Source organism: Jeotgalicoccus sp. ATCC 8456 (assembly GCF_016313225.1).
In the GTDB taxonomy this organism is placed as follows: Bacteria; Bacillota; Bacilli; order Staphylococcales; family Salinicoccaceae; genus Jeotgalicoccus; species Jeotgalicoccus marinus.
On the sequence record NZ_CP066224.1, the window covers coordinates 366,582 to 379,918 of the forward strand.

A 13,337-nucleotide genomic window follows, 5' to 3' on the forward strand; every position below is an offset into this window, starting at 1 on the left:
ACCTCCTAATTTCTTCTACGACTGATGATGTGTATCGGCGTTCCTTTAAAACCAAATGCTTTTCTTAATTGGTTTTCAATATAACGACGGTAGCTAAAATGCATCAGTTCAGTATCGTTAACAAATAATACGAAGGTCGGTGGTTTAACACTAACCTGTGTACCGTAGTAAATACTTAAACGGCGACCAGCTGAATCTGTTGGTGTTGGATTCATGCTGACACTATCAACAAGTACCTCATTTAATGTACTTGATTGAACGCGTTTTATACTCTGATCATATGCTTCCTTGATAAGTGGGAATAAGGTCTTCAATCTGACTTTAGTCATCGCAGAAACAAAAGTAATAGGTGCATAGTCTAAGTATTGGAAGTTATCCTTAATATCCAGTTCAAACTCACGCATAGTTTTTTCATCTTTTTCAACTGCATCCCATTTATTAACTACAATGACAATGGCCTTACCTGCTTCGTGTGCCAGGCCAGCAATTCTCTTATCTTGCTCACGAATACCCTCTTCACCATTTAAAACAACAAGTACAAGATCTGAACGTTCAATGGCACGGCTCGCTCTTAAGACAGAATATTTTTCAGTCGCCTCATAGACTTTACCGCGCTTTCTCATACCTGCAGTGTCAATAAGTGTATATTCTTCATCTTCATAAGTATATTGGGTATCAACAGCATCTCTTGTAGTACCTGCAATATCAGAAACAATGACGCGCTCTTCACCTAGGATAGCATTTACAAGACTAGATTTACCGACGTTTGGCCGACCAATTAGTGACACTTTTATTGAAGTATCTTCTTCTAATTCAGCTTCAATATCTTTAAAGTGTTTAACAACTTCGTCCAATGCATCACCTAAGCCTAGGCCATGACTGCCTGAAACAGGCCATGGATCGCCTAAGCCGAGTTGATAAAATTCATAGATTTCATTTCTCATTTCAAAGTTATCAATTTTATTAACGACTAAAACAACAGGTTTATTAGATTTTTGTAGAATCCTAGCGACGAACAGGTCATCGTTACTCACAGTCTCACGTCCATCGACGACCATCATGATAACGTCTGCTTCTAATATTGCGATTTCAGCCTGCATTTTAATTTGTTGTTGGAAAGGTTCATCTTTAATTTCAATTCCACCAGTATCGATTAAGTTAAAGGTATGGTTTAACCACTCACCTTCTGCATATAATCGGTCCCTTGTGACCCCTGGTGAATCTTCAACTATAGCTTTTCTTTCACCGATAATTCTATTAAAAAGCGTGGATTTCCCCACGTTTGGTTTACCCACTACTGCGATTGTTGGTTTATACATTGTTACCCTCCCTGTATGCACATTTATTTTAACACAAATAAAATAAAGAGCGATAGTAACATCGCCCTTTAGTCATAGAACAAAATTTTATTAATCTACTTATTATAAGTCTAAATTTTTGAATCGATCGCCAAAAACATCACCAAGTGTTGGTGCATCATCTTCGTCATCGTCAGTATAAACTTGAGTATTCTCTTCTTTTCTAGCTTGTTTAGGTTTAGCAGGTGCTTCCTCTAATGCCTTAATAGAAAGTGAGATTTTTTCATTATCCTTATCTAAGCCAATAATTTTAACTTCAATTTCCTGCTCTTCTTTTAGGACATCTTGTGGTACGTTGACGTGGTCATATGAGATCTCTGAAATATGTACAAGACCTTCAACACCAGCTTCAACCTCAACAAATGCACCAAAATCAACAAGGCGTTTAACTGTTCCACTCAATGTATCTCCCACATCGTGGTTATCGATGAATGTATCAAACGGTGACTCTCCAGCTTGTTTAAGAGATAAGCTTATACGCTCTTCATCTGGATTAACGTCAAGTACTTTAACTTTAACTTTTTGACCGATTTCAACTGCATCTTCAACACTTTCAACACGGCTATAGCTTAGCTCAGAAATGTGAGCAAGGCCATCTACGTTACCGATGTTAATGAAAGCACCGAATGAGGTTGTACGTACGACTTCTCCGTCAATAATACTGCCAATTTCTAAATCTTCTAACTCAGCTTGGCGTTGTTTTGATTTTTCACCTTCAACAATGCGTTTTCTATTTAAGATGACTCTGTTCTTCTCTTGGTCAATATCTTCAACTTTAACATCTAAGACTTGACCAGTGAACTGTTCTAAATCTTCAACGTACTCATCAGACAATAGTGATGCAGGGATAAATCCTCTAACACCTACGTCTAATACTAAACCAGCTTTAACTGCTTCTACTACAGTACCTTGAAGTGTCTCGTCATCTGCTTGTTTTTGTTTTAATTCATCATATGCCTTTTGTTCATCAAGTTTTCTAATTGAAACAATGATGTTTTTAGCATCGTTTTCCACTTTGATTACTACTGCTGTAACTTGATCATCTAAAGCGATGATATCGTTTGGATGTTCGATGCGTTTATTTGTAAGCTGACTAATTGGAATAATGCCTTCGTAGTCAGAATTATCCACCTGAACTTTGACAAACTTATCTTCGATGGTAGAGATAGTACCAGTTACTTCATCACCGACTGCGAATGGACCATCTGCAGTCTCAATATCATTCTGTAAATCATCGTTGTTGTCTGGTGCATCATTAACCTGAGTTTCTTCGATGTTTGAATCTTCGTTCTTAATGTCTTCTGTCGCCATGTGCTTGCCTCCAATTACTTTACAATATATATTTAACTTCTTATAATTCGATCGTTTTGTCAAGTGATTATTCTGAAAATAGTAAATTCTTTAGCTGATTTTCTATTTTCAAAGTTAAATCTTTACGATTATTGCCTTCTTCTAAAAATGCTTTAGTGTCAATCGGTTTACCAAAAATGACCGTGACACCTTCTTTTTTATTATAGCTTCCTTTAATGACACATGGTACTATAGGTGCTTCTGATTTTGAAGCAATAAAGCTTGCACCTTCTTGTAAAGGCTGTAATTGAGTCTTATCCCCTTTATTACGATGACCCTCAGGGAATATTAAAAGACAACGACCATCTTCTAATGCCTTAATTGAAGTTTTTAATGCAGCGCGATCACTCTTTCCTCTTGATACAGGAATGGCATTGAATTTAGGGAAAATCTTCCCGATTACGGGTAAGTCAAACAATTCTTGTTTTGCAAAGAAAGATAGCTCTCTTTTAAGACTTACACCGATTAATGGAGGGTCGAAATCATTGATATGGTTTGAACAAATCATTACAGGTCCACTTTGAGGAACTCTGTCTTGTCCAATAACCTTCACTTTAAATCTGAATTTGTAAAATTGATGGACCACAACTTTTGCAATGTTGTATAACATTTATCTAGCCTCCATTTTGATGTTTACGAGTTCTATAATATACTTTTCGACTTCATCAATTGTTAAATCGCTCGTATCTAAAACAATCGCATCATCGGCTTTAACAAGTGGTGATATTTCTCGAGTACTATCGATTTCATCTCTCGTAATAATCTCTTGTGTGAGTGTTTCGAGGCTAACATTGTTCCCTCTAACTTGTTCTTCTTTTAAACGTCTTTCTGCACGCACTTTTGGATCAGCCTGCATGAAAACTTTAATTTCTGCATCTGGTAGTACTGTTGTACCGATATCTCTACCATCCATAACGACGTTAGCATTTTCACTTATCTTACGTTGCATGTTTACAAGATAGGTTCTCACTTTTTCTAAACTTGAGATTCGGCTAACATTTTGGGTCACTTCTTTCGATCGAATTTCTTTACTTACATTAACGTCATTTAAGTAAACTTCATCATTCTCATCGAAGGTTATCGTGACATCTTCTTCAATATTTTCGATTGAATCATCGCCGTGTTTTAAAGTGTGTAAAGTAACTGCACGATACATAGCACCAGTATCAATGTAGAGATACCCTAGTTTTTTTGCGACGCGTTTTGCAATCGTGCTCTTACCAGCAGCAGCTGGGCCGTCAATGGCTATTCTTAACGTTGTCATGTTGTGTCCTACTTTCATATTACGGTATTATCAATTGTTGGCCGACAGAGATTTCATTTTCACTTATGCCATTTGCCTCTCTAATTCTCTGAACGTTTTCTGAACTACCATCACCATAGTATTGAATGGCAATTCTATAAAGGTTATCCTCAGTGGTTACTGTATGGGAGGCATTGGCATTAGTTGTCTGATTTTCTTCTGTTTCTTGGTTGGCTACTTCTGTTTCTTGATTTGCTTCTGTATTTGCTTCAGTCTGGTTCTCATTGTTTGTTGAATCTTCAGTTTGAGTATCTTCGCTCGCTGACTCTGACTCATTTGAGTTTTCTTCAGTATTACTATCTTCTGTATTCTCCTGGTCGTTACTGCTTGACTCATCAGACTCTTTGTCTTGAATAGCATTTCTAGATTCACTTTCGAGTGCTTCTAGCTCTTCTTCAGAATAATTGACTTCTAAGTCTTCAGAACTTGAAGTATTATTTCGACCTTCGGCTAATCGTCTTTCATGTTCTTTCTTTTGTTCTTCAAGTTCTGCATTGAACTCAGCTGTGTTATTATTTTCTTCGGCTTCATTCGTCTCTTCTGATTCAGAACTTGCGAGCTCAATTTCATCATCTAATGATGGCCAGAAGTTAGAAAATATTAAGAATGCGAGTAATAAAGTAATTGGAATCAATACTAAGAGACCGAGAATCCAAGGTAATTTTCTACCTTCATTGTTATCACTTTTCTTTTTAGTATTCGCTTTTGCTTTAGTTTGGTTACCGATGCCACCTAATTTTTCTTTTGACACTTTAAGCTCGTTCTTAATACGATTTTGATAGCCTTTTAACGTGCCGATAAAAGCAGCTTTTCTCTTTTGATTATTTTCCGAGCTGAAATAAGCCTGAATTTTATCAGTGAGGCTATCTTCATTCTTGTTCTTTTTTTCTTTTGCAGAATTATTTTTCTTTGGATTTCCTTCTTTTTGATTATCTTTATTTTTGTGGCGTGCACTACGACTGAGCGTTTGTCTTTCGCCATCCTTGTTACCATTTTTAGAATCGGTCTTGTCAGGCTTTTCTTCATCTGCCCGCTTATGGTTCATATCTTTATAAAAATCATCTTTCATACCGCATTCTCCTAGTCACAGAATTCTAATTTTAATTATATATTGTTTGTACCAACATTTAAAGAGTTATCAGTCTTTAGTCGTATTGTTGTATGTTCAATTATTGTTCATTGATATATTTTTGATTTTCTCTTAAAATAACAATGAACAATCGTAAAGGTTAAGAGGTGAAATTTTTATGTGCGCTAAGAAATACACAATCGTTGACCAAGATACTTGTATCGCATGCGGCGCCTGCGGAGCAGCAGCACCGGATATTTATGATTATGATGATGACGGTATTGCTTATGTTATCTTAGATGACAATAAAGGCATTACTGCTGTACCAGAAGATCTTCTGGAAGATATGGAAGATGCATTTGATGGCTGTCCGACAGATTCAATTAAAGTTGAAGAAGAACCATTTGATGGTGATCCATTGAAGTATGAATAGATAATATTAAATAAGGATGAGAAATCAAAAGATTTCTCATCCTTATTTTTTCTTTCTTAATTTTGTTTTTGAATTACTGGAATCACCTTAATGTAGATGATATAACATATAATACTCAAAATAATTCCTTTGACTAAGTTGAATGGAATTATTCCGGCAGTAACGACCACTCTTAAGTTATTTATGATGTCTGTTTGATCGACAATCAGACCATAAGCAGGGAGTAGTACAAAATAGTTCAACACTGCTAAAGAAAGAATGAGCATTAAAGTACCTGTTACAAAGCCGTAAATGAGGCGTTTGACTGTTTTCTTCTTGTAGTAAAAAAAGAAGACAGGCAGTAAAAATGAAAATGCTGCTAAAAGGTTCGCAATTGGGCCTATTGGCTCACTGGCAACCAGCAAACTGTACAGCACAATTTTCATAATAATAATTAATGAGCCGCCTAAACCACCAAAAAGTATGAAGCCTATAAAGGCAGGTATATCTGACAAATCAAGCATCAGAAATGGTGGTAGGAATGGTAAAGGAAACTGAATGAGCATTAATATAAATGATAATGCACTCAGGATACTAATATTGATGATTTTTCTTAGTCGTTGTCTATCTATTGATATCAATCCCTTCTAGTTTTAGGCATAGTAATAATAAATGTTGTACCTTTTCCGAAATCGCTCTCTACTGATATTTCACCACCGTGTTTTTCGATGATATTTTTTACAATATACAAGCCTAAGCCGGTTCCGTGTTTACCTCTTGTACGTGCTTCATCGACCTTATAGAAACGATCAAATATATGTTTTATGTTTTCACGTTTAATGCCAGTTCCCGTATCTGATAACTTGATGGTAACATGGTTTTCACTATTCTGTTTTGCAGAAATAGTAATCGTATCATTAGCTTTAGTGTAACGGATGGCATTGTCTAATAAATTTGTCAGTACTTGATTCATCTTATCTGCATCGTGTGGGAAAATAATCGGCCCATCTTCAACATCGAAAAGTAGTTTAGTTTCTTTTTCTTTTAATTCGTAGTCAAAGCGGTGACGTAGTTTATCGAGAAGTGGTTTAAAGTCCTGATCGACAATATCATAAAGGACTTCGTCCGAATCCATTCTCGCTATAACTAAAAGTTCGTTTACGAGTTTGTTCATGCGGTCCGACTCATCTTTAATAATTGACACCATTTCTTTTACTTCCTCCGGATCAGTCACGATGTCATCTAAGAGTGCTTCAGAGTATCCACTAAGCATGACCATTGGTGTTTTTAATTCATGGGAGACATTGGAAATAAATTCTGAACGCATCTTCTCTGTGTTAATTTCATCTGTAATATCCCAAATCAAGACCGTTACACCACTTTGTTCCTCGTTTGATTCCACTGGAGACATAGCAAGTTGTAAGTGCATATCATCTATGTCGAGACGTTCTAAATGTGGTCGATTGTCTCTCGCAACAACTTTAATTAAGGATGAAAAATAACCATTCTGCTCATTCTCTTCGAATAGGCTATAATAATTTAATCCTGCCTGATTACTATAGATTAATTCCGCATTGGTATTTAAGTAAAGAATACCATTCGTTAGTGATGAGAACACATTCTCTCTTAAATTTTTCTCATGTGTCAGCTCTGAAATGGTGCTTTTAATATTATCATTCATCTTATTAAATGCGAGTGTTAACTCCCCTATTTCATCTCGAGATGTTACTTTTAAATTATTGTATTCACCAGTAGCCGTAGAAAAAGCTGAGTTCTTTAAGGCGATTAGCGGCTTGGTAATCCTAGAAATCAAGAAAAATGCAAAGAAGGTTGTAATCAAGAATAAGGTAATTGCACTGATTAGAATAATCATTAATACGGTAAAGAATGACTGATTCAAGGCATCTAAATCACTAAACATAATGATCGCTGTGTCTTCATTAAAATACCGACTTAGATCAGAAACTTTTACCATGAGTTCGTGATTATCTTCATCTCTAAAAATAAAGGTATTTTCTGCAGAGTCTGAATTAATGATTTCTTCATAGATGTTTTCAGCAGTAGATTGGTCTCCAGTAATAACCTGACCATTAGAGTAGATGATTAAATTTTCCTCTGCAGCTAAATATGTTTCTTGTGAGGTTAGAGAATGATTACTTAAGATGACATTCTCTACTCGGCTCACTTCTTTTTCTAATTGTCTCTCTGTAATATCTAAAGAATAATTTCTAAAAAAAAGACTTAAAACGATGGACAATATAATTAAAACTGTAGTCACTATCATTAAGATAGTAAACCACAGTTTTGTTACGACACTGGAGAAAAAACTCATTTGTCGTTTACCTCAAATTTATAGCCGATTCCCCATACTGTATGAATCATCTGGCTTGCCTCTGGAGATACTTTATTCAATTTCTCTCTCAGTCTCTTGACATGTGTATCTACAGTTCTTAAGTCACCGTAGAAATCGTAATTCCAAACTTCTTTAAGCAGTTCTTCACGATTGAACACCTTATCTGGACTTTTAGCCAGGAATAATAGGAGTTCATACTCCTTAGGTGTTAAGTTTACACGCTTATTATCAGCTAATACTCTGTGTGCATCATTGTCGATGACCAAGTGTTCAAAGACGACAATATCCTTTGCAGAAGTATCTTTTTTGATAAAGGCAGTTTCTGAAGAACGTCTCAAAATCGCTTTGACTCTAAGCACAACTTCTCGTGGTGAGAAGGGTTTGACAATGTAATCATCAGCACCGACTTCTAAACCTTCAACACGATCTGCTTCTTCACCCTTAGCTGTTAGCATAATAATAGGTGTAGATTTTTCCTTACGAAGCTCTCTTGCAACTTCTATTCCATCCATCTCAGGCATCATTAAATCCAATAAGATAACATGGAAATCTTCATTCATTGCAATTGACAAGGCATCTTTACCATTGTCAGCTTCAACTATTTCATAATTTTCTCTTGTTAAATATAGGTTCAGTAACTTTCTAATCCGTTCTTCATCATCAACAAGCAATATTTTTTCTGTCATTGTAACCCTCTTTTCGTATTATGCATATGAATGTAGGCCGGACACAATCATATTGATTGCAATTAAGTTAAACAGAATAAGTAGGAAACCTCCCACTGCTAACCATGCAGATTTTTCACCTTCATAACCTCTGTTAATTCTTAAGTGAAGGAAAATCGTATAGAACATGAAGGTAATAAAGGCCCATGTTTCTTTCGGGTCCCAGCCCCAGAATCTACTCCATGCCATCTGTGCCCAAATTGCAGCGAAGAAGATGCCACCTAAAGCAAATAGTGGGAAGCCGATAATAACCGAACGATATCCAATCTCATCCATTAAGACTAGATCGACCTTCTTAGTTAATGGTTTAAAGAGTGAGAAGATTCGTCTTCTGAGTATTAATCGAACGATTCCATAGACGACGATACCTAAAATAATTGACCACAGGACAGTATTAAGTGAGTCCGCTTTAATTACTGGAGGTAAATCAATACCTAGATGGAAATGTTCAGTTGGTTCAAACTCATTGTTTCCAACGTGTTCTACAGGAATTGCGTCCTGGTAGTTAATTAAACTTGGTAAATGATATTCGGCAATTACTTGTTGTCCAGTTTGATCTGTGTAGTAAAATTCATCATTGTAACCGACGACTTCTTTCATCACGAGTGTTGTCACAATATATGTTGCAACAATTACTAATCCGACCATTATCATTTCTAAACATCTTGCGCGCCATGATTTTTCATCTGCAGGAATGGCTTTAAGTAAGTAAATCAATCCTGCTACAGCACTCATTGAAAGTATACCATAGGATAAGGTTACAGTAATAACGTGAATGGCTAGCCAGCTACTCTGAAGTGCTGGTATTAAAGGTTGAACATCTGTTGAGAACAGACTACCGTATCCAAGTAATAATAAGGAAATCGGTATTGCAAATAAACCGAATATTTTAGTTTTAAAGTAATGGTACGTAATCAGATAACCACCGATGAGCATGATTGAGAACATGGCAATAAATTCATACATGTTCGATACCGGTGCATGTCCCGTCGCCATCCAACGGAAAGCGAAATAGCCTAATTCTAAGATAAAGGCAATAATAATCATCCAAAGCGCAATTTTTTCATACTTTTTGGTCTTTGACTTTGACTTGATACTGATACCGAGTGGAATCAGTGCGACGAGTAGCATGATAAACGCGATGAATATGAGTGTATTACTTATTGATAAAAATGTTGCATCCATATATTAAACACTATCCTTTCGAATTCGATTCCTCTTCTTCTTTATCTTTCATGCCCTCGAATTCATATGATTCTAATATTGTATTCATTTCTTTCTTCATACCGTAATAGTTTTTATTCGTATGTGCAGCGATGTTCATTGTGTCACCTTCTGCATTAATCCAAATTCTACGGTGATTGATATATGAACCAATAAAGAGTCCGATTAAGAAGATGATAAAGCCAGCTGCCATATAAGGCATTGCTAAGTCTTTTTTCAAGGTCAGTACACTTGCCATATGATCTTCTGCTTCTACAAAGCGAATGTTGTACTCATTATCTTGTGTAATATCAGTCGAATTCATAATTTGAAGTAGGCTCAGCTCTTGTTTTTCACCATCATCTACTTCAAATACAAAGGCAGGGTTTGTAGGTACAGGTGTTGCCGTAATCAATGTACCGTTGTCATCTATTTCTAAAAAATCTGGTGCATAGGCACGCATATCGATACTAACGTCTTCGGTAATTTGATAAGAATCTTCTGGGTCATCAAGTTCTACCGTGAAGTTGTCACCTAGCGTGTTACCTTCACTATCTTCTAGTCTAAAGGTCATCGATTTCATCTGTGAATTATCGTAAGAAGATTGATAAAGTTGATAATCTTCAAATACATAAGGATGGTTTACTCTAATACTATATTTGTCAACCTCTTCTAGCTCAGGAGATGATCCTACAACATCAGCTGTTTGGTTTTCATAAAATGTGATGTCTGTTTGGAAGTTACTGATGGTCATTTCCATGTTGTTTTGTAGAGATTCATCAAATACTGTTCCACTTTCCTCATCATACGTATCGAGTGTGAAACCTTCGTTTTTGACGTAATATTTACCGTTCGTTGTCGGGACACTTACAGTCTCACCTTCTTGAGCGTAGATAACTTCATCAACATATACCCCTGGGAAGAATCTAAGCATACTACCGATGAGTAAAATAATTAAACCAGTATGGTTTATGTATGGGCCCCATCTAGATAAACGACCTTTTTCTAATAGGTAATGATTCCCGTCCTGAGTTAATTTGTATTTTTTGTTTTCAAACGATTTAACAATTTCAGGTGCTTTACTAACATTGTCATAGTTGTTGTTTAAACGTTGGCGTCTAAAGAATGAATCGTGTTTTTTCGCACGTTGATTCTTTAATGATTTGTATAGAGGTACACCTCTATCGACACTCGCTGCAATAATAGATAAAGCCAATAGACCATTAAGTAAAACAAACCACCAAGAGGAATACAGCTGAGTAAAACCAAGTTTGTAATACAACATACCAAATGTTCCATATTGTTCGGTGTAGTGCTCTAGTGGGTCTGCACCAATCGGAATAAAGTATTCCTGCGGTAAGATTGTCCCAATAGCAGCAGCAATTGCGATTATTGCAATGATACCGACACCCACCTTAATGGATGTGAAGAAGTTCCAGATCTTATCAAAGATACTTTTAGACTTCACTTTGGAACGTACTGCACTACCGTCATAGCGCATTAAATCTTTAATTTTCTTCTTGTCATAGTTTTCATTAATCATCTTACCGCAGGACTGACAAAGTTGCGTCCCCGGAGGGTTGACATGGCCACAATGACTACATGTAATATCATGCATATTTCCTTTTACTTCTTCATTATTTTCTTTAGTGTTCATTAAGTTCACCCTATTCTACAGAAGACTCTATAAAGGCATGAATGTCCTCTTTAGTTAGTTGATACTCCTGTTTTTTCACAACTTCACCATCTTTATTAATCGCTATTGTTGTTGGTAAAGGGCCGATATTATAAGCCTTTGTGACACTACGATTTGGATCGAGTGCAATCGGATAATCCAAGTCTTCAGATAAGCCTGAAATAAATTGTGAAATTTGCTGAGGATTTTCAGAAACGTTGATAGCAATTATTTCATAGTCTTCATGGCCTTCATTATATACTTGGTTCATATCGGGCATTTCTTCACGACATGGTTTACACCATGTGCCCCAGAAATTTAAGATAACCCCTTTTTCATCAGTAAGTTGTGATAGTTGAATTTCATCCCCATCTAGCGTCTCAAGCTTGAAATCCACTGCTTCGTCACCAACATTTACTGTTTGGGAACCATCTCTTAAGTTTAGGTAAAGTGTTAAACCTAATAGTGCTGCTATTGTAATAATCGTTCCTGTACGAACGACTTTCCTTGTACTTTTTTTCAAAGTTAGGCTCCTTTCAATATATTATAAAACCGCTATAAAATGCGTGCATAGTGCCAATTATAACACTACTCATTTTATGGCGGTTTGACATTATTATGACATTTACGACTTACTTTTTACTGTTAGCGATGAGCTTTTTAACTTCATGTGGTTTTAAGTAGCGATAGTCGCCTTCTTTCAATCCTTCAAGTGTTAGAAAGTCAAAGCGGATACGAGTGAGTTTTGTCACGTTTAAGCCGAAATGTTCGAACATACGTCTAACCTGTCGGTTACGTCCTTCGTGGATAGAAATTTCTAAAATCATGTCCTTACCACTCTTATCTCTGATCACTTTTAAGTCACACGGTGCTGTCTTACCATCACTTAAACGTATACCTCGTCGCATTTCATCTTGTTGATGACGAAGTAAAACGCCATCTATTTTTACTCTGTAAGTTTTCTTCATTTCATATTTAGGATGTGTCATGTGTTGGGTAAACTCACCATCGTTAGTGACGAGTAAGATTCCAGATGTGTCATAATCTAAACGACCAACTGGGTAGAGTCTCGCATCAATGTCATCAAAGGCATCAATGACAGTTTCACGGTCTTTATCGTCTTCGGCAGATGAGATTTCACCTGTTGGCTTATAGTATAAAATATGCACAGGTTCTTCTTTAGTAATGATGACACCATCGACTTTCACCTGGTCCTTATCTGTTACCTTTATACCAGGTTCTGTAATTTTTTTACCGTTGATTGTTACTCTACCTTCTTCAATTAGCTTATCTGCTTTTCTACGGGAAGTAATTCCAGCATCAGCAATTTTCTTATTAATACGTGTACTTGTCATGTGTTTTACTCCTTTAGACTATTGAAGAATAAGTCAATCTCTTCTTGTTCACTAATCATATCATCACTAGGTAAATCACTTAAAGATTTAAGGCCAAATACCTCTAGAAAATGTTGGGTGGTTTCAAAATGACTAGCGCGTTCATCTTGAATGTTCTTCTTTTTCACTAGTCCCTTATTAATCAATGTTGAAATTGGTCCATCTGACGCAATGCCACGTACAGTTTCAATACCATTTCTTGAAATTGGCTGGTTGTAAGCAATAATAGCTAGAACTTCGAGAGATGCTTGGGACAATTTCTTTTGAGGACGATCGGCAAGTACCCGGCTAATATATTTCTCCATTTCTGGACTCGTCTTCAAATAGTACATATCCCCATGTCTTTCAATAACATACTGTTCTTTACTATATGCATTTACTTCATTTTCAAGTTGGATCTTTGTGATTGGCACGTGCATGATTAAAGCTTCTTCACTTAAACCTAAGTCACCTGCGATATATAAGAGCCCTTCAATAATGTTAATTTTCTCCAAG

General features: G+C 36.2%; 14 protein-coding genes. 1 reads left to right on the top strand and 13 read right to left on the bottom strand.

Translation table 11 applies throughout. The annotated features are described in order from the left end of the window. Window positions 1-5: 5 nt before the first annotated feature. The 5 genes from der to JEM45_RS02005 all read right to left on the bottom strand — a co-directional run bounded on the left by der (window position 6) and on the right by JEM45_RS02005 (window position 5,080). The gene (gene der / locus JEM45_RS01985; protein WP_166626675.1) at window positions 6-1,319 is read right to left on the bottom strand and encodes a ribosome biogenesis GTPase Der; all 1,314 of its coding nucleotides are present in this window, start codon (window positions 1,317-1,319) and stop codon (window positions 6-8) included. A 102-nt stretch (window positions 1,320-1,421) separates the two neighbouring features. After that, window positions 1,422-2,669 (bottom strand): 30S ribosomal protein S1, encoded by a 1,248-nt coding sequence (rpsA, locus tag JEM45_RS01990; protein ID WP_198687652.1) that lies wholly within the window; start codon window positions 2,667-2,669, stop codon window positions 1,422-1,424. Between the two features lie 67 nt (window positions 2,670-2,736). After that, complete coding sequence (locus JEM45_RS01995) at window positions 2,737-3,318, bottom strand: lysophospholipid acyltransferase family protein (RefSeq protein ID WP_166626673.1); 582 nt, start codon at window positions 3,316-3,318, stop codon at window positions 2,737-2,739. Beyond that, window positions 3,319-3,972: a (d)CMP kinase gene (cmk, locus tag JEM45_RS02000; RefSeq protein ID WP_026866337.1), complete on the bottom strand. Its 654-nt coding sequence runs from the start codon at window positions 3,970-3,972 to the stop codon at window positions 3,319-3,321. Between the two features lie 19 nt (window positions 3,973-3,991). Beyond that, complete coding sequence (locus JEM45_RS02005; RefSeq protein ID WP_026866338.1) at window positions 3,992-5,080, bottom strand: LysM peptidoglycan-binding domain-containing protein; 1,089 nt, start codon at window positions 5,078-5,080, stop codon at window positions 3,992-3,994. Window positions 5,081-5,258: 178 nt separating this feature from the next. Between JEM45_RS02005 and JEM45_RS02010 the strand changes: the two genes are divergently transcribed. Then, window positions 5,259-5,513 (top strand): ferredoxin, encoded by a 255-nt coding sequence (locus tag JEM45_RS02010; protein WP_026866339.1) that lies wholly within the window; start codon window positions 5,259-5,261, stop codon window positions 5,511-5,513. 56 nt (window positions 5,514-5,569) lie between these two features. Here JEM45_RS02010 and JEM45_RS02015 read toward each other — a convergent pair whose 3' ends face one another. The 8 genes from JEM45_RS02015 to scpB all read right to left on the bottom strand — a co-directional run bounded on the left by JEM45_RS02015 (window position 5,570) and on the right by scpB (window position 13,336). After that, window positions 5,570-6,133: an ECF transporter S component gene (locus JEM45_RS02015; RefSeq protein WP_235678887.1), complete on the bottom strand. Its 564-nt coding sequence runs from the start codon at window positions 6,131-6,133 to the stop codon at window positions 5,570-5,572. Continuing rightward, complete coding sequence (locus tag JEM45_RS02020) at window positions 6,130-7,824, bottom strand: HAMP domain-containing sensor histidine kinase (protein WP_198687653.1); 1,695 nt, start codon at window positions 7,822-7,824, stop codon at window positions 6,130-6,132. Before JEM45_RS02020 ends, JEM45_RS02015 begins: the two co-directional genes overlap by 4 nt. Next, the gene (locus JEM45_RS02025; RefSeq protein WP_198687654.1) at window positions 7,821-8,531 is read right to left on the bottom strand and encodes a response regulator transcription factor; all 711 of its coding nucleotides are present in this window, start codon (window positions 8,529-8,531) and stop codon (window positions 7,821-7,823) included. Before JEM45_RS02025 ends, JEM45_RS02020 begins: the two co-directional genes overlap by 4 nt. Window positions 8,532-8,549: 18 nt before the next feature. Then, window positions 8,550-9,755: a c-type cytochrome biogenesis protein CcsB gene (ccsB, locus tag JEM45_RS02030; protein WP_198687655.1), complete on the bottom strand. Its 1,206-nt coding sequence runs from the start codon at window positions 9,753-9,755 to the stop codon at window positions 8,550-8,552. Window positions 9,756-9,765: 10 nt separating this feature from the next. Continuing rightward, window positions 9,766-11,430 (bottom strand): cytochrome c biogenesis ResB family protein, encoded by a 1,665-nt coding sequence (locus JEM45_RS02035; protein ID WP_235678888.1) that lies wholly within the window; start codon window positions 11,428-11,430, stop codon window positions 9,766-9,768. Window positions 11,431-11,440: 10 nt separating this feature from the next. Next, on the bottom strand, window positions 11,441-11,971 hold the full coding sequence (locus tag JEM45_RS02040; RefSeq protein ID WP_198687656.1) for a redoxin domain-containing protein: 531 nt from the start codon (window positions 11,969-11,971) through the stop codon (window positions 11,441-11,443). Between the two features lie 109 nt (window positions 11,972-12,080). Next, entirely contained in the window at window positions 12,081-12,803 is a 723-nt protein-coding gene (locus tag JEM45_RS02045; RefSeq protein ID WP_198687657.1) for a pseudouridine synthase, read from the bottom strand. Between the two features lie 5 nt (window positions 12,804-12,808). After that, on the bottom strand, window positions 12,809-13,336 hold the full coding sequence (gene scpB, locus JEM45_RS02050; protein WP_026866347.1) for an SMC-Scp complex subunit ScpB: 528 nt from the start codon (window positions 13,334-13,336) through the stop codon (window positions 12,809-12,811). Window position 13,337 lies beyond the last annotated feature (1 nt).

Bases quoted from the DNA above. Each gene is read 5' to 3' on its own strand.
- JEM45_RS02010 (WP_026866339.1), top strand. From the start codon at position 5,259: ATGTGCGCTAAGAAATACACAATCGTTGACCAAGATACTTGTATCGCA.
- JEM45_RS02025 (WP_198687654.1), bottom strand. From the start codon at position 8,531: ATGACAGAAAAAATATTGCTTGTTGATGATGAAGAACGGATTAGAAAG.
- ccsB (WP_198687655.1), bottom strand. From the start codon at position 9,755: ATGGATGCAACATTTTTATCAATAAGTAATACACTCATATTCATCGCG.
- cmk (WP_026866337.1), bottom strand. From the start codon at position 3,972: ATGACAACGTTAAGAATAGCCATTGACGGCCCAGCTGCTGCTGGTAAG.
- der (WP_166626675.1), bottom strand. From the start codon at position 1,319: ATGTATAAACCAACAATCGCAGTAGTGGGTAAACCAAACGTGGGGAAA.
- JEM45_RS02005 (WP_026866338.1), bottom strand. From the start codon at position 5,080: ATGAAAGATGATTTTTATAAAGATATGAACCATAAGCGGGCAGATGAA.
- JEM45_RS02045 (WP_198687657.1), bottom strand. From the start codon at position 12,803: ATGACAAGTACACGTATTAATAAGAAAATTGCTGATGCTGGAATTACT.
- rpsA (WP_198687652.1), bottom strand. From the start codon at position 2,669: ATGGCGACAGAAGACATTAAGAACGAAGATTCAAACATCGAAGAAACT.
- JEM45_RS02035 (WP_235678888.1), bottom strand. From the start codon at position 11,430: ATGAACACTAAAGAAAATAATGAAGAAGTAAAAGGAAATATGCATGAT.
- JEM45_RS01995 (WP_166626673.1), bottom strand. From the start codon at position 3,318: ATGTTATACAACATTGCAAAAGTTGTGGTCCATCAATTTTACAAATTC.
- JEM45_RS02020 (WP_198687653.1), bottom strand. From the start codon at position 7,824: ATGAGTTTTTTCTCCAGTGTCGTAACAAAACTGTGGTTTACTATCTTA.